This is a genomic window from Pseudomonas sp. GW456-12-10-14-LB2, from assembly GCF_002884345.1.
GTDB lineage: Bacteria > Pseudomonadota > Gammaproteobacteria > Pseudomonadales > Pseudomonadaceae > Aquipseudomonas > Aquipseudomonas paraglycinae.
The window spans coordinates 47,246-67,824 of sequence record NZ_POHV01000028.1; the positions used below are offsets into that span (position 1 = coordinate 47,246).

The following is a 20,579-nucleotide window of genomic DNA, read 5'->3' on the forward strand; positions in this document are numbered from 1 at the left end:
GTGGGAATGCAGCCCGGGACGCTCTGCGTCCCATTCGAGAGCTGGAACGCGGAGCGTCCCTTGAGGCATTCCCACGCAGAGCGTGGGAACGATCAAGCGCGGGGCTTTGAGCTATCATTGGCCCTTTCCCCCTGAAAGACATGATTGCCATGACTGCCGTAACCGACACCCTTCTCAACGCCCTCGAACACTGCGGTATGGTCGAAATCGACGGCCTGCACGCTTTCGAATTCGCCCTCGACGAAGACGACAACCTGCACATCGAATGCATCGATGGCCGTACCGCCAAGCATTGGGAGTTCACCCCGGCTCAGGTGGCGGCGGCGACGTTTGATGAAGACCTGCAGAGCTGGTTGATCGTCGGTTTTTCCAGCGACACCAAAACCGTTGGCGAACACCGTCTGGTGTGCCTCGGTGACGTACTGAGCAGTGCCGACGACGAGGATGAAACTGAATGAACATGCGTAAATTCTGGCCATTGCTGATGGCCGGCAGTGTCGGCGCGATGGGCCTTTCCAGTGCCTCGGCCGAGAGCTTCCAGTTTTTGGTGGGCTCCTACACCGCCGGCACCAGCGAAGGCATCTACCGGATGAACTTCAACAGCGCCACCGGCCAGATCGCCGCCAAACCGCTGCAAGTGATCAAGAGCGAAAACCCGTCGTGGCTGACCCTGTCGAAGGATCAGCACCGGGTGTTCGTGGTCAACGAAAACGGCCCTGGCCAGAAGGATCCGGTCGGCCGCGTCAGCAGTTATTCCATCGATCCGAAGACCCACGCGCTGACCCTGATCAATCAAGTGCAGAGCCTGGGCAACGAGCCGACCCATTCGAGCCTCAGCGGCGACGCCAGCCATTTGTTCGTCAGCAACTACTCGGTGGTTGAAGATCCGGGCGGCACCCTCGCGGTGTTGCCGGTCGGCAGCGACGGCAAGCTCAAACCGGTGGTGCAGATGAGCGCGCACCCGGCAAGCCGGGTCAATCCCGAGCGTCAGGCCTCGAACCACGTGCACTCGACGGTGTCCTCGCCGGACGGTCGTTACGTGTTCTCCAATGACCTGGGTGCGGACAAGGTCTTCATCTACCAATTCGACCCGAAAGCCAACCCGGAACTGCCGCTGACCCCGGCGAAAACCGCGTCGGTGCAACTGCCAGCCGGCAGCGGCCCGCGTCATCTGCTGTTCAGCGCTGACGGCAAACATGCCTGGCTGACCATGGAAATGAGTGCTCAGGTCGCAGTGTTCGATTACAAGGACGGCGTCCTGACCCAGACGCAACTGGTCGATCTGGCTGCCGGCCAGCCGACGTCGGACAAAGCCGCCGCCGCGCTGCACGCGTCCGCCGACGGCAAATTCCTTTACGTCAGCAACCGTGGCACCGCCAATCAGCTGCTGGTGTTCGCCATCGACCCGGCCAATGGCCAGCTCAAGGAACTGCAACGACGTTCGGTGGAAGGCGATCACCCGCGTGAGTTCAGCCTCGATCCAAGCGGCAAATTCCTGCTGATCGCCAACCAGAAGAGCAACCAGATTGTCGTGGTCGAGCGCGACGGCAAGACCGGTCTGCTCGGCAAAACCGTGCAAAAACTGCCGATGGACGCCCCTAGCGATCTGAAGTTTCTCGTGCGTCAATAAGCCGCAGGCCCCGGTCTGCGGGGCCTGAAGCTATGTATTAATCCTGCTGATAACAGGTAATGTTGCAAAGCATTTCAAGCGATCAACCCTCGAGCGTTAAGTTTGCTTCACGGCCCAACCGGGCAAGCAAGCCAACTGAACACGAGGGTTACCGCCATGAACTTCAATCTCTTCTCGATCATCGCCGCTTCCGCCATCTCCGCCACCGTGGCTCTGCCAGCCAGTGCCAACGTTGAAATCAGCGACAAAAAATCCCACACCCAGAGCTACACCCAGAAATACCTGCAACAAAGCGCCAACTTCTACGCCGCGCTGGATCACAAAGCTCAACACTGAAATTTCCGTCATACCCTGGAACTGCCCAAGGCTGCGATCCTTTGATCTTGTTTCTCAAAAAGCAAAATCAAAAGATCGCAGCCTTGGGCAGTTTTTTGCCTGCGCAACGACCGACGATAGCTATTTTCAAACAGCGAGATAGACCGGCTAAATAATCAACGAAGCTGATGGTTACTATGGAAAACCCTGAGTGGTTACCCCGGCTTTTTTGATCGATTCTGTGGACCTCGAAACATTGTCCACGGAGCACACATCATGGCCAGTTCAATCATCACTTCCGCCAAGCGCGGCGCCTACGTGGCCATCGGTCTGTACCTGGTCATGGTGCTGTTTGTCAGTCTGGCGTCGCAGTCGCAACACAGCTTCGAAGCACCGATCGACGTCGCCCATCCCGGCATCCAGTTCGAACTCCGCTCGCAGAACGCGACCGTGGATTCAGCTGAACTCGCGGGAGTCGGCGGAGCATGAAAGGCTACAGACTCTGGGTCATCGCCGGATTGGCGTTCATGACCAACGGCGCTTCGCTTCTGGGGTTCGGCCAGGGCTCGGTCGGCGGCCTGGCCCGGGCCATAGAGGCCAACCACAACATCGCGCACAACATCGAACGGGCCAATGCGCTGGGGCTGCTGGCCGGAAATCCGCCAGTGAAAACTCCCAGCGGTTTTCTCGGCCCGTTTGAAGTGGATTGCTCGGCCATCGGCATGTGTGAAGTGCTGGCGTAACGTGCCTACTTTTTCATGATGCCGGTGAACAGCTCCGACTCCAGAAACCGCTGCAACCAGGCCTGCAACCGCACGTAAGGCGTCTGCGCAAACCAGTCACGATCCACGTGAGCGAACTGGCGAACGAACGGCAACAGCGCGATATCGGCCAGGCTCGGATGATTGGTCAGCAAGTATTCGCGACCCTCGAGCAACTCATCCAGTTTCTGCAAGAACAGAGCACCTTCCGCCCGATAAACCTCCATCGGCTGTTCCGGATAACGCTCGGCGTACTTGTAGCGATTCAAGTGAACCTTGAACACTTGATCGTTGGCTTCGATCAACTTGGCGATCCTTGAATCGCCCCCCAGCAACCACTCATCCGGATCGTTCTGCGCCAGCGCCCAGCGCATGATCTCCAGACTTTCATCGATCACCTGACCGTCCGCATCCAGCACCGGCACCGTGCCCTTGGGCGAGATCGCCAGCATCTGGGCCGGTTTGGCTTTCAGGCTGACTTCAACGATCTCAATCGGCACACCCGAATAACGCAGGGCCATCCGCGCCCGCATCGCGTACGGGCAGCGGCGGAAGGAATACAGCGTGTTCATTTCACCTCCAGTGTGCTCAAACCGTTGCCCTGGCGCTGTACCTGAATCTGCACCGGAATCCGCTCGTGCATTTCCTGCACGTGGGAAATCACCGCGACCTTGCGGCCTTGCGCCTGCAAGCCGTCGAGGGCGTCCATGGCCAGTTGCAGGGATTCCGGATCTAGGCTGCCGAAACCTTCGTCGATGAACAGCGATTCGATCTTCAACGTGCTCGACGCCATCGAGGCCAGGCCCAGCGCGAGGGCCAGCGACACCAGGAAGGTTTCGCCACCGGACAGCGAATGCACCGAGCGCAGTTCGTCGCCCATTTCGGTGTCCATCACCAGCAGGCCGAGCATGCTGCCGCCACGCTTGAGGCGATAGCGCTTGACCAGTTGCCGCAGCTGCACGTTGGCGTGATGCACCAGTAGGTCAAGGTTGTAGGCCTGGGCGATCTTGCGGAAGGTGTCGCCGGTGGCCGAGCCGATCAGCGCATTGAGCCGCGCCCAGCGCTGATACTCGGCATAGGCGTCGGCGATCTGCTGCGCGAGCGCCTGATTGGCATTCTGGCGCCGCTGGTCTTCGGCCTGCTCGGCGCGCAGTTCGGCGCATTGCTGTTCGCTGGCCGTGCACTGGGTTTGCAGGTCGGCGAGGGCGCTGGCGAGTTGTTCGGCATCCAGATTGCCGTTGTGTTGGGCCTGATGATCGAGCAGGCGCTGATCGCGTTCCTGCAACAACACCTTGGCCTGCTCAACGGCTTTTTCGTTGCGCTGCAAGCGTTGGCGCAGTTCGTCGACTTGCGCGTCATCGACCCGCAGCAAGTCTTCGAGGCCGCCGTCATCCAGCTCCGGATGGCGGGCGCGCCAGTCGGCGATCTTGCCGGCCAGATCGCGGTCTTCGCTTTCCAGCGCTTGCAGACGCTCCTGCTGCGCTTTGAGTTCGGCGGCGGTTTGCACGAGCTGCGTACGCGCGTCCTGCAGCGCCTGAGTCGTCGTGGATTCGGCATTGCGTGCCTGTTCCACGGCCTGTTCCAGTTGCTGCTGCCAATGCTCGGCGCAGGTGTGATCGCCCAGCAATTGCGCAAGCTTCTCTTGGCTGGCCTGTTGTTGCCCGATCAGCGCGTTGAGTTGCTGCTCAGCGGTTTGCAGCTGCTGCGTACGGCCTTGTTGGCGATCCTGTTCTTTCTCGAGCGTCTGCTGGCGTTGTTGCTGTTCGGCCAGCTCTTCCTTCTGCTGATCGACTTGCGCCAGACGTTCGGCGATTTGCCGGTCAAGCTGCATGAAGGTCGCGGCCGGCTCGGCGCGCAAGGCGTCGAGGGTGTCGCTCGGCAGCAGTGTGGCGAAGGCCGCCAGTTCTTCGTCCAGGCGTTGGCGGTCAGCGCTCAGCTCGCGCTGCTGATTGCTCAGGTGCTGCGACGCTTGCTGGTGTGCGGTTTCGGCCTGACGCAATTGCTGGGTCAGCCGCGCCGCATCCTGTTGCAACGTGAGCAGGGCGGTCTGGCGCTGTTCGTCCTGGGTGATGCTCTGGTTCAGTTGATCGTTCTGGCGAGTCAGCCACGCGGCGCGCTTGTCACTGTCCTGAATCAGCAACGATGCCGCCAGCGGATGCGCCTCGATGCTTGGCGTCAGCGTTTGCTGTTGTGCCGCCAGTTGTTCCTGCTGTTGCAGCAACTCTTTCTGTTGGGCAATCACGCCACCGACACTGGCACGTAGCTCGGTCAGTTTTTCTTTCAACTGATCGACCGCTTGCTGCGCGTTGGCCTGCTCGCTCTCGTCGTGACGGCCGAGGCTCTGCAGCAGGGCTTCCGGCTGGTGGTACGGGTGCTCGTTGCTGCCGCAGACCGGGCATGGCTGGTCGTCCTGCAATTGCGCGCGCAACTCTTCGACACTGGCACTGCGGGCCAGACGCTGACGTTCGAGCAATTCACGGGTGACGCTGAGGGTCTGTTCGGCGACGGTCAGCTCGGACTTGGTTTTCACCCCGTCCTGGGTCAGGCGCTCGCGCTCCCGTTGCGCATCGAGCTGACGTTGTTGCAGTTCGGCACTGCGCTTGTCCAGCTCCTGCTGACTGGCCCACAGGCGCGTCAGGTCTTCGATGGCGCGCAGTTGCTTGCGGTTGTCCTGCAACAGAGTGCCGAGGATGCCGATCTGCTCCGCGACGGCGTCCGGTTCGGCGCCAGCCTCCTTGAACAATACTTCCAGCTGCTGCTTTTGCGTGGCGAGCGCTTCGGTGGCGCGAGTGGCGTTTTCTTCGAGGGAAGCGAGTTCGCTTTGGCCCTTGTTCAACCGATTGCCAATCAGCATCAGTTGCTGCAAGCGATCGCGATAGGCATTCCACGCTTCGCTCAACGGTGCCAAGTGAGCGCTTTGCTCGAGATCGGCGGCGATACGTTGCAAGCGTTCGGCGACCTGTTTCTGCTGATCGAGCAGGGTCTGGATTGTGCCCTGGCCCTGGGCGCAGGCTTGCTCAGCGGCTTGCTTCGCTTCGGTGCCGGTTGCGACATCCTTGGCGAGGCGGGCGAGGGTGCTTTGCTCCTCGAACGCCTGACGCAACAGCGGCGCGCCTTCGCTCTGCTGCGTTTGCGCCTGGGTCAGGGCAATCTGCGCTGCGGCGAGATCCTGCTCCAGTCGCGTGTGGCGCTCGGTCAGTTCGCTTTCTTGCCGGGTGTGGGCTTGGATCTGTTCAGCCAGCGGGGTCAGCAGTGCATCGAGTTCGGTTTTGCGGGCGAACTGGTGCCGTTGCGGGGCAAGTTGTTCGAGGCGGGTGAGCCTCAGACGCTCACCGGCCAGCGACTCCCGTTCGTGGTCGGCGCTGCGCAGTTGTTCGGCGGCGGCCTGTTGCGAGTCTTGCAGTCGCAGCAGCTCCTTGAGCCAGTTGTGCTGCTGCTCGATCTGCTTGAGCTGCGCCTGCTGCAACTTCAGTTGCTGCTGGGCGGCATTGAAGCGCTCGTCCAGTTCCGCGCGGGCCTCGGGTGCCAGCGGGGTCACGCCGGTGGCCTGATCCTGCAACTTCTTGTGGGCTTCGCGGGCCTCTTTGGTCTTGTCGAACGCGCGGCGGCCGAGGCGGGTATAGAGCGCAGTGTCGGTGAGCTTTTCCAGCAGTTCACTGCGGTCGTTGTCGTCGGCCTTGAGGAAGGCGCTGAACTCGCTCTGGGCCAGCAGCACGGCGCGGGTGAACTGTTCGAAGTTCAGGCCCAGCGCGGCTTCGAGCTGAGTCTTGTACTCGCCTTTCTGGCTGGCGAGCAGTTGATCCTGATCGATGTCGCGCAGGCTCTGACGGCTGGCCTGCAACTTGCCGCCGGCCTTTTCCCGGGCACGGTTGGCTTCCCAGCGCGCGCGATAGCGACGGCCATCGACGCCGACAAAATCAACTTCGGCAAACCCTTCGCCCGTACCACGACGCAGCAGGGTGCGCGGGTCGCCGGTGGCGATTTCGCCGTCGGCGTCCGGCACCTTGGCGTCACGCCCGGTGTTGTTCAGACGCGGCACGGCGCCAAACAGCGCCAGGCACAGTGCATCGAGCAAAGTACTTTTGCCGGCGCCGGTCGGGCCAGTGATCGCGAACAGGCCGGCGCTGGCCAGCGGTTCGGCGGTGAAGTCGATCTCGAACGGGCCGGCCAGCGACGCGAGGTTTTTCAAGCGAATGGCGAGAATCTTCATGGCTGCTCGCTCTCCATCTGGACGTCTTGCAGCAGCTCGGCGAAGTCCTTGAGGGTTTGCTCATCGACCTCGCTGCCGTAGTTGTCGAGCCAGGCGCGGCTGAACAATTCCTGCGGTGTGAGCTGGTCCAGTTCGATCAGCGCACTGCCGTCTTCGGCGCCATCAGCGCCACGGTTGCCGGCGTATTCGGCGGCGATCCGCACCAGTCGCACAGCCTTGCCTTGCAGGGCGCTTTCCACCTGATGGCGCAAGTCTGGTTGTGGCTCATCGAGGTGCACCCGCACTTCCAGCCAGGGCTGGCGCTGGGTTTCGGCCAGCAGGTCGATATTCGGCAGGTCCGCCAGTTGCAGCAGGATTTCCGCCAGCGGCGCAGGGCCGAGGCGCTGCAGATTGACGGAGCGGGGGATCAGCATTGGCTCGACGCTGACCAGGGTTTCGCCGTCCAGAACGACGTCGAGCACCTGATGCTGATAGCTGATTTCCGAAAATGACAACGGGATCGGTGAACCGCTGTAGCGAATCCGTTCTTCACCGTTGACCTTCTGCGGCTTGTGCAAATGGCCGAGGGCGACATAGCTGATGCTCGGCCCGAACAGGCTGGCGGGCAGGGCTTCGGCGTTGCCGATGATCAGGCTGCGCTCGGAGTCTTCCGATACCGAACCACCGGCCATGTGCGCGTGGCTGATGGCGACCAGTGCCTGGCCCGGTTGGCGCTTGGCATTCGCTGCTTCGATCAGCCATTCATGCACCTGACCTATGCCGCGCAGGTAGTTGTCGCCCAGATGCGCGCCGGTCACTTCGGCAGGCCGCAGGAACGGCAGCGCCAGGCACCACGCGGCAATCTCGCCGGACGCATTCGGCAGCGGCAACAACAGACGCTCCGCATCCAGTTGTCCGTCATCCAGCCACAACACCCGGCCCAGCGCATGGGTGCGCAAACGCCGCATCAACGGCGCGGGCAGTTCGATCCGCGAACCGGAATCGTGGTTGCCGGCGATCATCACGATGGTCAGCAACGGCTGCTGTTCATGGGCGCTGACGATGAAGTCGTAGAGGCGTTCCTGGGCTTTGACCGGTGGATTGACCGTGTCGAAGATGTCGCCGGCAATCAGCAGCACGTCCGGCTGCGCCAGCTTCAATTGGCGCAGCAGCCACTCGAGAAAACAGGCGTGCTCGAAATCGCGTTCCTGGCCGTGCAGGTTCTGCCCAAGGTGCCAGTCGGAGGTGTGAAACAGACGCAAGGCTGACTCCGCAATATAAAGAGGTGATGTCCACCGGGATGAGAGGGGCGGCGAAAGAGGGGAGAGTTTACAGATTATTGCGCCAGGAGGCGCTGACCCTGCCCGGGGACGTCAGTTGAAGGGTATTTGACGGCATGATGACCGTTCGTCGGCAACGCCGGGTCGTCGCATCCAATAATTGACGCCAAAATAGTGGCCATCTAATATCGCGCCATTAATTTGATATCAGTGTGCCGCTACGAGGGAACGAACAGGCGTTCATGGCTTTTGCCGTGATCGTCCGGGCAACGCTTGATCGCCTTGCGCAACTTTCTCCCTATCCGATTTTGCTCTGACGGGCGCCATCCGCAACCCCGTCGGGATCGTCGCGCCTGCCTTCAAATCGCCCATCCTGCCTGTGCATTGAGACCTTTACATGGACGTTCGTCAGTTCGCCTTTCTCGCTCGCCTGCCATCTGCCGCCGTAAAAAGCCGTGATCAGTTCTGCGGTATGCCCAAGCGAGGACTGGCGTTTTTGCTGGCCAACGTCATGTTCTGGCAGCCGATGTGGGCCCAGGCCGACGGCATCGTGGTGGCCAACCCTGGCACCACCCTTGATCGCGCCGGTAACGGCGTGCAGATCATCAACATCGCCACGCCCAACGGCAGCGGTCTGTCGCACAACCAGTTCCATGATTACAACGTCGGCGCGCAGGGCGTCATCCTCAACAACGGCTCGAACCAGGCTTCGTCCACCCAATTGGGCGGGTATGTCATCGACAACCCGCACCTGAAGAACAGCGGTTCGGCGCAGGCGATCCTCAACGAAGTCATCGGTGGCAGCCCGAGCCAGTTGCGCGGTTACACCGAAGTGGCGGGGCAGTCGGCTCGGGTGATCGTCGCCAACCCGTACGGCATCAGTTGCAACGGTTGCGGTTTCATCAACACGCCTCGCGTCACCCTCACTACCGGCAAACCGGTGCTGGATGGCAGCGGTCGCCTGGACCGTTTCCAGGTCGATCAGGGCAGCGTCGCCATCGAAGGCGCCGGGCTTAACGCAACCAATGTCGACCGCTTCGAAATCATCACCCGCAGCGCAAAAATCAATGCCGAGATCCAGGCGAAAAACCTGACCATCATTGCCGGGCGCAACGACGTCAATGCTGAAACCCTGAACGCCACCGCCCGCGCTGACGACGGCAGCGCCAAGCCGCAACTGGCCATCGACTCCTCGGCACTGGGCGGGATGTACGCCGGTGCGATCAAACTGGTCGGCACCGAGGCCGGGGTCGGGGTGAAGCTGGACGGCAAACTGATCGCCAGCGGCGGCGACATCCAGCTCGACGCCAACGGCCAGTTGAGCCTGGCCGAAACTTCAGCCATCGGCGCGGTCAACGTCAAGGCTGCCAGCCTGGAGACCCGCTCGGCGGTCTACGCCGGCACCTCGCTGAACGTACAGACTCAGGGCGACCTGACCAACCGGCAGACCCTCGCGGCGCGGGACAGCATCAGCCTCAGTGCGGGCGGTCAGTTGACCAACGCCGGGGCCATTGAAGCCGGGGTCAACGCTGACGGTGGTCGTAATGCCAATGGCGATCTGAGCCTGAGTGCGCAAAACATCGACAACCGTGGCAAGAGCCTGGTGGCCAGCCGCAATCTGGCGGTGAATGCCGCGCAGGTGCTGAGTAACCAGGGCGGCACGCTGAGCGCTGCGCAGATCGCAAGCATCGTTGCGGGGACGCTGGACAACCAGAATGACGGGCGTGTGCTGAGCAAAGGCGCGCTGAACGTGACCGCCAATCAAGTGCTCAACAGCCAAGGTTTGATCGACGCAAAGGGTAACCTGACGGCCACGATCGGTCAGTTGAACAACAGCAACGGCCAGGTTTCGAGTTCCGGTATCACTCGACTCAGCGGAACCTCCGTCAACAACCTCGGCGGTCAGATCCTGGGTGATCTGGGGCTTAACATTGATCTCAGTGCCGCGCTGGACAATCGCGACGGCATGCTCGGTTCCGGCGTTGCTCTCGATCTCAAGGCCGGTAGTCTCGATAACCGCGACGCCGGGGTCGTGGTCAGCGATGGCGGTCTTGTGGTGCGGGTCAGCGGTTTGCTCGACAACCGCAACAAAGGCGAAATCACCGCCAAGGGCGCCATTGACGCGCAGGCCGGTCATCTCGACAACCGTGACGGCAAGGTCATCGGCAAAGGCACGCTGGCCTTGCGCAGTGATTCGGCAGACAACCGTGGTGGCGCGCTGCAAGGCGACGGGCAACTGACGCTGAACGTCGATCGACTGGATAACCGCGACAACGGTCTGATCATCGGCAAGGCTGGCATCACATACGCAGGCACGCGCCTGGACAACAGCAGTGGCCTGGTCAGTGCTGTCGGCCCGGTGGGTATCAAGGCCGGCGAGGTGCAGAACGCCAAAGGGCGGATCTCCAGCCAGGGCGACTTGACCGCGACCATCGGCCTGCTGCAACAGCAGGGCGGCGCACTGGTCGCACAGGGCAATCTGAGCCTGACCGGCACCACACTCGACAACCGTAACGGCGGGCTGATCGGCACCAAAAAAGCGCTGACTCTCGCGGTCGATGACATCGATAACCGGGCGGGCGAGCTATCTGGCAGCCTGTTGCTCAATATCAAGGGCCAGCGTCTGGACAACAGCGACGGTGGCAAGATTCTCGCGGCCAGCGATCTGGAGCTTGCTGTTACCCGATTGATCAACCAGAACAAAGGCATGATCGTCGCCAGCGGCGCGACGAAACTGACCGGCAATACGCTAGATAACACCGGTGGCTCGTTCGATAGCTTGAAAGGCCTGGTCGTCACGCTGGACGATGCAATGCTCAACGGCCAGGGGCTCATCAGCAGCGAAGGCACGTTGACCCTCAATGCCGGCCGTGTCGATAACAATGCCGGCAACCTGACCAGCGCCGGCGCCCTGGCGTTGACCAGTCTTGGCGCGCTGCTCAATCAGGGGGGCTCCATCAGCACCGACAGCACTCTGAAACTCAAGAGCGCCAGTCTCGACAATAGTCAGAAAGGTCTGATCTCCGGCAAGGACAACAGCCGGATCGACAGCGGCGATGTCGACAACAGTCAGGGCGGGCGCCTGATCAGCGGTGGAACGCTGGACTTCACGGCGGGGCAGGTCAACAACGCTGCAGGCCGCATCGCCAGTCAGCAAGCCATGACCATGTCGGTGACCGGCCTCGATCAGCAGGGCGGTGAACTGTTCAGCAAGACCAGCCTGAGTCTTGATTTGAACAACGGCCAGTTGAACAACCAGAACGGTCTGATCAATGCGCCCGGCGAATTGCTGCTCAAGCAACTCAATGGCGTGAACAACCAGGGCGGCGAAATCTCCAGCCAGCAAGCCTTCGCACTGACCGCCCATGACCTGGACAACAGCAACGGTAAACTGCTGAGTCAGCAGGGCTTGACCGTACGCATTGCGCAGGCGCTGAACAACGCCAAAGGCGTTATTTCCGGGGCATCGCTGGACAGTCACAGCGGCAGCCTCGACAACAATGAAGGCTTGATCAGCAGCCGTGGCCCACTGACACTGACGACCGACAACACCCTGGATAACCAGCTTGGTACGGTGATTGCCGACGGCAAACTCGAACTGACGGCGCAGACGCTGGACAACCGTGGCGGCAGCATCGCCGGCAAGTCGGATGCCACCGTACAGGCGAAAAAGCTCGATAACCAGGACGGCCAGTTGATCGCCACCGGCGTCCTCAAACTCGATGCCGACCTGCTCGACAACCGTCAGGGCGGACTGCTCGGCTCGACCAAGGCGATGACCTTGAACGTCGACGACGTGGATAACCGCGGCGGTGAAATCAGCACCAATAGCGATCTGCAGGTGACCGGCAAAAAACTCGACAACAGTGACGCCGGCAAGATCTTCACCGGCCAGTCGTTGACGCTCACTGTCGAGCAATTGATCAACCGCAACAAGGGTCTGATCAATGCCGGCACCTCGTTCGATCTGCACGGCAAATCGCTGGACAACAGTGGTGGTGAACTGCTGAGCCAGCAGGCCATGGGACTGACGCTGACCGGTGCATTCGACAACAGCCAGGGCAAGGTCAGCAGCGAAAGCGCCCTGACGGTCAAAACCTCGCAACTGACCAACATCAAGGGCAGCCTTTCCAGCGCTGCGGACCTGACAGTCGAGAGTCGCGGCAGCGTTGATAACCAGGGCGGTGCGGTGGTCACCGATGGGGCGCTGGTGCTCGACAGCACCGGCCTCGACAACCGTCAGGCAGGCACACTCAGCGCCAAGGGCGCGGCCCGCGTCACCACAGGCGACTTCGACAACAGCACCGGCAAGCTCAGCAGCGCCGAGACCCTGAACCTCGTCGCGGGGAAGGTCACCAACCGCGATGGCGGGCAGATTGGTAGCCAGGGCGCTTTGACGGCGTCGGTCACACGGCTCGAGCAACAGAGCGGCAAACTGTTCAGCAATACTCGTCTGAGCCTGGACATGAACAATGGCCAGCTCAATAACCAGAATGGCTTGATCAATGCCCCCGGTACGTTGTTGCTCCAGCAACTCAATGGCGTGAACAACCAGGGCGGAGAAATTTCCAGCGGTGAAGCCTTTACCGTGGCGGCGCAAAATCTGGACAACGGCAATGGCAAGTTACTGAGTGCCCAGAGCCTGACGCTGCGCATCGCCCAGGCACTGGACAACGTCAAAGGCATGATCGGTGCAGCATCGATCGATGTCCGTGCCGGCAGTCTGAACAGCAGTGGCGGCAGTCTGGTCAGCCGCGGTGATCTTGACCTGACTGTCGATGGCCTGCTGCGCAACGACAGCGACGGCCTGGTGAGTGCGGCGCAAGCGCTGCGTATTCGCAGCGCCGACCTGAATAACCAGGGCGGTGTTTTGCAGGGCATCGGCAGCGTCACGCTCAATGCCATGGCCCTGAACAACCGCGACAAAGGCTTGATCAACAGCCAGGGCAGTCTGTCGCTGACGGCGTCAGCGCTGGACTCCAGCAATGGCGGTGAAGTCTCCGCCGGCGGCGATATCGACCTGACCTTGACCTCCCTGACCCAGAACGGCGGACGCCTGCTGGGCGACAAAGCCGTTACCGTGGATCTGGCCAATGGCGACATCGACAACACCAATGGTTTGTTGAGTGCCAAGGGACCGCTGACCCTCAAGCGCTTGCGCGACCTGAACAACCAGGGCGGTGAAATCTCCAGCAGCCTGGGTTTCGACGTCATCGCCCGGGCATTGAACAACAATGCCGGCAAGATCATCAGCGGCGAGAAACTGAAGCTCAGCGGTACGACCCTGACCAACCAGAACGGCTTGCTCTCGGGCTGGCAGCAGTTGAGCGTCAGTGGCGACAGCCTGGACAACCGCGCCAACGGCACGCTCTCAAGCCGCAACGGTGATGTGTCGGTCGATCTCAAGGGCGCTCTGCTCAACAGCGGTAACGGCGCTCTGGTTTCGCAAGGCAATCTGACCGTCAATGCCGGCAGCCTCGACAACAGCGACAAAGGCATTCTCAGCAGTGCGGCAGGGCAGACCCTCACGCTCAAAGGCGCACTCAACAACAATCAGGGCGGCCTGATCGACAGTGGCGCCGCACTGGACATCACCAGCACTGCACTGACCAACGCAGACGGTTCCATCAACGCGCTACAGGCGCTCACTGCCAACGCTACGAGCCTGGATAACAGCGGGGGCAAATTCGCGGCCAACGGCGCGATCAACCTGAACCTGTCGGGACAGCTGAACAACAACGCCGGCAAACTGGCGGGCACCGGTCCGGTCGTGATCAAAGGCGTCAGCGATCTGAGCAACCGCAACGGCCAGCTCGCCAGTCAAGGTTCGCTGCAACTGCTGACCGGCTCGCTGGACAACGGTAGCAAAGGCACCATTGCGGCCAAGGATGGCTTGTTGATCACCGCCAGCGCCGCCGTGCGCAACGATGCCGACGGCTTGATCTACAGCCAGACCGGCAGCCTGCAACTCAAGGCGGCGAGCCTGGCCAACGGCAAAGGTTCGATCCAGAGCCAGACCGGCCTGACGCTCGACGTTACTGGCGATCTCGATAACCAGAGCGGAAAAATCATCGCTCAGGAAGGCGACGTGACGGTCGGTGCGGCCAGCATCGATAACCGCGGCGGGATTCTGTCCAGCATCAAGGGTGCCCTCGAGGCACGTACCGTCGGTGTCCTGCGCAATGGCTTCGACCTGAACAACAATCGCCAGGGCGGCGTCATTCAGGCTCAGGGCCTGAAACTGTCGGCACTGGCCGGCCTGAACAACAATGGCGGGCGCATCTCGGCGCAAGGCGCCGACGCGAACATCACCACCGCTGCATTCGATAACCGTAATGGCGTGATCTACGCCAAAGGGCTGGTTGGCGTAAGCGGCACGAGTCTGGACAACGGTGCCGGGCAGATCGCCGCCGAGCGCATCGATTTTGGCTTGAGTGGTGCGCTGATTAACGGCGCGGGTGTCATTGAAAGCAACACCCGACTGACCGTCAAAGCGGCCAGCGTCAATAACCAGAGTGGCCGACTGCGTTCGCTGGGCACCTCTGGCAAGACCGAATTCCAGATCGGCGGCCTGCTGGATAACCGCAATGGCGTGCTGGAAACCGCGAACACCGACATGACCCTGGCCGTCGGCAGCTTCCTCAACGGTGGCGGGCAGCTCAACCACGTCGGTCGCGGCAAGTTCGATCTCTCCACGACCAACGTGATCGGTGCCGGCGGCAGCATTACCACCGGCGGCCTTCTGGATTTGACGGCCGACACCTGGAACAACTCCAGCGTGATTCAGGCCGGGCGATTGAACGTGAACGTCCGCCAGTTCAGCCAGAGCGCCAGCGGCAAGCTGCTGGCCTCCGATCTTCTGCAGATACGTGGGGGCAACTGGACCAACGACGGACTGCTCGCCAGTGATGGCCTGATTCATATGCAACTGACCGGCGCCTATGGCGGCAACGGGCGTATGTCGAGTCAGCGTGGTCTCAACCTGAGTGCAGCGCAAGTCAACATCGGTGGTGCCGGCAGCATCGCCGCTGGCGGATCGTCGACGATCAGTACCGGTGGATCGCTCGTCAACTCGGGCCGCATCACCTCCAGTGAAGATCTGACCGTGAACGCCGGCAGTGTCGCCAACTACGGCACGTTGGGTGCGGCGCAGAACCTGAACATCAACACCCCTTCATTGCTCAATGACCGCGGGTTGATCTTCAGCGGCAAGGACATGACGCTCAGTGTTGGCAATCTGACCAACCAGCATGGTGATTTCTACGGTCTGGGTAATGTTGTTGTCGGTGGTTACGGCGGTGCAGCGAGGGCGGCAGGCGTCTACAACATCTCCGGTTCCATGGAGAGCGGTGGCGCGTTCACGATGAATGCCGATGTCTTCGAAAACCGCTCCGAAGGCCCAGTGATGTCGGGTGACCGCAAACTGGTCTCTGGCTACATTGCCAATATTTGCAACGACTGCCGCGGCGGGACATTCGTTTTCACGCTTTCGGCTCATGAGCTTTATCAAAGTACTGACACTGATACCAGCGCCTCTGCCGTATTGAATGTAGGCAAGGACTTCGTTTTCCAGGGCGGGACTTTTCTTAACAGCAAAAGCACCGTGGCTGCCGGCGGCAATATCAGCATCACGGCCGACAGCCTCAAAAACATTGGTGCCAAGAGCGGCACCATCGAACGTACAAGCACTTACGTCCTGACCATGGGAGCGGGCGATACTCCACGGTTTTTCGAAAGCGTCGTAATGCCTTACAACCAGCGCAACAATCCTGATTTCCCGTATGTGTATTACATCGATCCGGCGGGTGCTATCCGTAAAGCCATTCCGACATCCGGTCGTGTCAGAGAAGGGAACCGGGACGGCGAGTGGTACAACGTGGTGGGTCTCAAGGACAGTGAGACAGGCGCAACGGTCAGTGCGTTACGTGGCTATAACATCGCACTGCCTGGTTTGAACTATGGCTTTGAATCCACAACGCCATCTCTTTATGACAAGAATAATCTGGTCGAACTGCCCGCTCAGTTGACTCAGTACAAACCTGAGTCCGTCACTGAAGTCGCTGTTGACAGCACAGGTGCAGCGAGCACAGGTACAAGCCGCAATGCTGTCATTCAGGCCGGTGGCAACGTTTCGATCACCGCCGTCAAGGACGTGGAGAACAGCGTCATCCACCAGGATTACGGCGCTACTGGCGGTACCAACAAAGTCGCAGACACTCGGGTTGGCAACACCGGCATAGCGGTCATCAGGATCAACAGCCAGTTGCCACCGGAGCTGGCCCAGCAGCAGGTCAATCCACTGACCTTGCCGGGCTTCTCCTTGCCGGTAGGCGACAAAGGTCTTTTCCGTCTGAGCACCCAGGGGGGCAGTGACCTTTCTCCTGTAGTCGCTACAGGTCCATCGCCCACCTGGACAATGACCGGCGAGTCGGTCAAGGCCGAGCAGCATCTGGTCGCAGGCACCAGCGGCGGTCCGCGCAATTTGCTGGTCGATGCTCCTGCACCGGTCTCTGACAGCACGCGCGCCGTCGATACCTTTCGACGCGACCCGACCATGGTCAAAGCGGTCGCCAGCACGCTGGATGTGAACGTTCCGGTGAATCCGGCCGGTCCCGGCAGGGGCGGACGTGGCAATGACGCCCGGGAGTCGATCGACAGTCGCCCGGTCACCCGCGTGACGGGCCTGCCAGACACCAAGGCCCCGGCGAACGGCCACAAATACCTGATCGAAACCAACCCGGCGCTGACCGATCTCAAGTCCTTCATGAGTTCGGACTACCTGCTCGGCAAACTCGGTTACGACCCGGACCAGAGCGCCAAGCGTCTCGGTGACGGACTCTTCGAGCAGCGTCTGGTGCAGCAAGCCGTGACCGCGCGCACCGGCCAGGCCTTCATCGATGGCCGAAGCAACAACGAGGACATGTTCCGCTACCTGATGGACAACGCCATCGCCAGCAAGGACGCCCTCAACCTGTCGATGGGCGTGGGCCTCACTGCCGAACAGGTGGCGGCGCTGACCCACGATATCGTCTGGCTCGAAGAGCACGAAGTGAACGGTGAAAAAGTGCTGGTGCCGGTGCTGTACCTGGCCCAGGCCAACGGCCGTCTCGGCCCGACCGGTGCGTTGATTTCCGGTAAGGACGTGACGCTGATTGCCGGCGGGAATCTGGATAACGTCGGGACGTTGAAGGCGACGAATGATTTGATGGCTATCGCCGGTAACGACGTTGTCAACAGCGGAGTGATTGAGGCGGGAAATCGCCTGGATGTTCTGGCGGGCAATGATGTCGTCAACAAATCCGGCGGCATCATCACCGGGCGGGATGTAAACGTGACAGCGATTCGTGGAGACGTACTTAACGAGCGAACCATTACGACCCAGACCAATAACACCCGCCTCGCCTCTCAAAGTCATGACTTCGCCGACAGCGCAGCAAGAATTGAAGCGGCCAATGATCTGACGGTAATGGCAGGCCAGGACATCAATGTTAAAGGCGCAGTCATGCAGAGTGGCCGGGACATGACGTTCAACGCAGCTCGCGACATCAACGTGACGTCAGCGCAGGTGGCGAACAGCGTCTATTACGACAGTCGGCACAACAGCAGCAATGTCACTCAGTTGGGTTCGGAACTGGACTCGGGTCGCGATGTATCCATGCGCTCCGGCCGCGACATAACAGTCGTTGCCAGCAAGATTGACGCTGAACGCAATGTCGCGATGGCCGCGACCGGTGACTTGACGATCAGTTCGGCCGCAGATGAGGAGCACTCCCTGTCGAAGAGCAAGAAACTTACAAAGCAGGAAGATCACGTCAGCCAGGTCATGAGCGATATCAAGGCTGGTGGCAGTGTTGCAATGAGTGCAGGTGATGACATGGCGGTGATCTCCAGTCGCATCAGCGCCGGTGACGAGGCGTACTTGGTTGCCGGAGACCGACTGGACATTCTTGCCGCGCAGGACACTGACTACTCGTTGTATGACAAGAAGAAGAAAGGCTCATTCGGGTCCAAACAAACCAAGCGCGATGAGGTGACTCAGGTCACTCATATCGGTAGTGAAATCACGTCTGGCTCCAACATGGTTTTGGCAAGCGGTGGGGATCAGCGTTACCAGGCTGCGAATCTGCAAAGTGGTGGCGATCTCACGATCAACAGTGGCGGCTCAGTCACGTTCGAAGGTGTGAAGGATCTGCATCAGGAAAGCCACGAGAAGAGCAGTTCCAGTCAGGCCTGGACGTCCATGTCGGGTAAAGGCAGCACCGATGAGACGTTGAAACAGACCCAGATGACGGCCGCAGGAAAGCTGGCAATCCATGCGGTTGACGGGCTGAAAATCGATGTCAGACAGGTCAACCAGCAAACCGTAAGCGAAGCCATTGATGCGATGGTCAAGGCGGATCCGAAACTTGCGTGGCTCAAGGATGCCGAGCAACGGGGTGACGTGGACTGGCAACTGATCAAGGAAACCCACGAATCGTTCAAATACAGCAATTCGAGCCTGGGTCAGGGCGCGATGCTGGCAATCATTATCGTCATGACCGTATTGACCGCCGGAGCGGCAAGTGGTCTGGCGGGCACAATGGCGGGTGCGACAGCTGGCTCGGGCTCGGCAATGGCTGCGGGATCGGCGACCATGGCAGCGGGCTGGGGGAACGTTATGGCAACCAGCGTAATGACCTCGATGGCCGGCTCGGCGACGGTGAGCGCCATCAACAATAAAGGCAATCTGGGCGCGGTCGTAAAAGATGTCACCAGTACCCAGAGTCTGAAGGGCTACGCTACATCCGCCCTGACAGCGGGCATCACTTCCGGGTATCTGGATGAGGCGTTTGGTGCATCGACCAATCCCACAGCAGGAATCACGAAAGGATTCGATCTCGGAAAGTTGAGCGGCATTGGTGACTACATCAAGTATTCTTTGGCCCAAAGCGCGACACAGGCCGGAGTAAGCACCCTCATCAATGGCGGTAGCCTTGGTCAAAACCTGATGACAGCGATTGCATCGCAAGCCAATAACGTCGCCATGGCAACCGGGTTCAACTTTGTCGGCGATTACGTGAAATATCCAACAGGCAGTTTCGAAAAAGTACTGGCCCATACACTGATGGGAGGGTTGCTGGCTCAAATCACTGGGGGAGATTTCAAAACGGGTGCGGCAGCAGCAGGCGCCAATGAAGCGTTGAGTGGAATTCTTGATGGAATGACCAAGGGCGACAAGCAACTTGAACTAATGGCTTCTCAATTGACCGGTATTCTGGCGGCGACTGCCGTCGGAGGTGATGTACAGCTTGGGGCGGACATTGCCAAATACGCAACGGCGTTCAATCGTCAAGGGCATGAGGAGGAAGAGCATGCCAAGGAAGAAGAGGCCAGTAAGGGCGACTTCAAAAAGGAAAACCTCGATAAAGCGACTTGCTACATGATCCGGTGCTGGGCCCAGTATGAAAGGGGGAGTGCCGAGTATCGTGCAAATTACCTCACGGAGGCTGATATGGCCGGGCTCAGCAATGAGTTGACCTGGGCTGATGCACAGCGTGACAGGGGTTTGTTTGACTATACTTATTTTGATTCAGTCTCGGATTTTGCAACGCGTGATGCCTTTCCTCTGGGAGCCGATGCTCTTCAGGCGGGTCTCGGGGTGGGAACCGTGGTATCGGGTTTCAGTCTGTGCGCCACTGTTGCAGGTTGCGCCTTTGGAGGGCCTATGGCGACGATTGGAGCAGGTAACGCTGTAGAAGGCAGTAGCGGTTTTTATAACCACATCTTTGGTGATGAGCCCTTCCGATATAATCCTGTAAAGGACGCATTTTCATACTTTGGAGGTGAGTATGGATCTGCTGCATACAGCGGTGCGGATCTGTTCTTCAGTGCAGGGTCGGGGTTCGTAAAAGTACCTTTGAGAATATCGTCGGACGGACTAAAGAACACCAAGTCGCTATTCGGTGTGACAGTGGAAAAATTTGATAATAATTTCGTCGTGCCTGTTTTTGGTAAGACTTTGCCTTTCGGGAGCGCTCTGGGTATGTATCTGTATGGTGTGACTGGAAAGGCGTCTGACTTTTATAAGGAACTAAATAGTGGCAAGTAGAAATATATTCGCCAGATCGGTCGTTTTGTTGTGTGTCGTCTGGTTTGTGTTCATGGTGTCTTTGCTGCTTTCTCTTGTAGTGGTTTCACTGTTGATGGCGGCGCTATATGTTTTTTTCGAGCCTGATTTCAGGTTGGTATTCAAGTGTGTCGGGATTCCATTGGCATTGGTTCTGTCGGCGCGATGGATTTACAAGAACCTGGCTCGTGTGAAAGACTTTGCTGATGGGTGAAAGGTGCGAGGTGGAAAGGAAGGACGGATTTATTTATTGCTTACTGTTGTAAATAAATCTGACCACTTCTTGAGAGCAGCAAAG

9 protein-coding genes are annotated in these 20,579 nt (G+C 59.8%); 6 read left to right on the plus strand and 3 right to left on the minus strand.

Annotated features, from left to right (window positions below):
* Positions 1-149 precede the first annotated feature (149 nt).
* The 5 genes from C1X29_RS19455 to C1X29_RS19475 all read left to right on the plus strand — a co-directional run bounded on the left by C1X29_RS19455 (position 150) and on the right by C1X29_RS19475 (position 2,688).
* Complete coding sequence (locus tag C1X29_RS19455; protein WP_085746274.1) at positions 150-458, plus strand: DUF5629 family protein; 309 nt, start codon at positions 150-152, stop codon at positions 456-458.
* Positions 455-1,630 (plus strand): lactonase family protein, encoded by a 1,176-nt coding sequence (locus C1X29_RS19460; RefSeq protein WP_102718143.1) that lies wholly within the window; start codon positions 455-457, stop codon positions 1,628-1,630. Before C1X29_RS19455 ends, C1X29_RS19460 begins: the two co-directional genes overlap by 4 nt.
* 156 nt (positions 1,631-1,786) lie before the next feature.
* Positions 1,787-1,966 (plus strand): hypothetical protein, encoded by a 180-nt coding sequence (locus C1X29_RS19465; RefSeq protein WP_011334602.1) that lies wholly within the window; start codon positions 1,787-1,789, stop codon positions 1,964-1,966.
* Between the two features lie 255 nt (positions 1,967-2,221).
* On the plus strand, positions 2,222-2,434 hold the full coding sequence (locus tag C1X29_RS19470; protein WP_085746241.1) for a hypothetical protein: 213 nt from the start codon (positions 2,222-2,224) through the stop codon (positions 2,432-2,434).
* Positions 2,431-2,688, plus strand: coding sequence for a hypothetical protein (locus tag C1X29_RS19475; protein WP_085746242.1), 258 nt, complete (start codon positions 2,431-2,433; stop codon positions 2,686-2,688). The genes C1X29_RS19470 and C1X29_RS19475 overlap by 4 nt, the downstream gene beginning before the upstream one ends.
* Before the next feature lie 5 nt (positions 2,689-2,693).
* Here C1X29_RS19475 and C1X29_RS19480 read toward each other — a convergent pair whose 3' ends face one another.
* Genes C1X29_RS19480 through C1X29_RS19490 form a run of 3 tightly spaced genes read right to left on the minus strand, consistent with a single transcriptional unit; the run spans position 2,694 to position 8,157 of the window.
* Complete coding sequence (locus tag C1X29_RS19480; protein ID WP_102718144.1) at positions 2,694-3,278, minus strand: glutathione S-transferase; 585 nt, start codon at positions 3,276-3,278, stop codon at positions 2,694-2,696.
* A complete protein-coding gene (locus tag C1X29_RS19485) occupies positions 3,275-6,916 on the minus strand; it encodes an AAA family ATPase (RefSeq protein ID WP_102718145.1) in 3,642 nt (1,213 codons plus the stop codon). Before C1X29_RS19485 ends, C1X29_RS19480 begins: the two co-directional genes overlap by 4 nt.
* The gene (locus C1X29_RS19490) at positions 6,913-8,157 is read right to left on the minus strand and encodes an exonuclease SbcCD subunit D C-terminal domain-containing protein (protein WP_102718146.1); all 1,245 of its coding nucleotides are present in this window, start codon (positions 8,155-8,157) and stop codon (positions 6,913-6,915) included. The genes C1X29_RS19485 and C1X29_RS19490 overlap by 4 nt, the downstream gene beginning before the upstream one ends.
* A 415-nt stretch (positions 8,158-8,572) precedes the next feature.
* Between C1X29_RS19490 and C1X29_RS19495 the strand changes: the two genes are divergently transcribed.
* Positions 8,573-20,263 (plus strand): filamentous hemagglutinin N-terminal domain-containing protein, encoded by an 11,691-nt coding sequence (locus C1X29_RS19495; RefSeq protein ID WP_102718147.1) that lies wholly within the window; start codon positions 8,573-8,575, stop codon positions 20,261-20,263.
* The last annotated feature ends 316 nt before the right edge of the window (positions 20,264-20,579 follow it).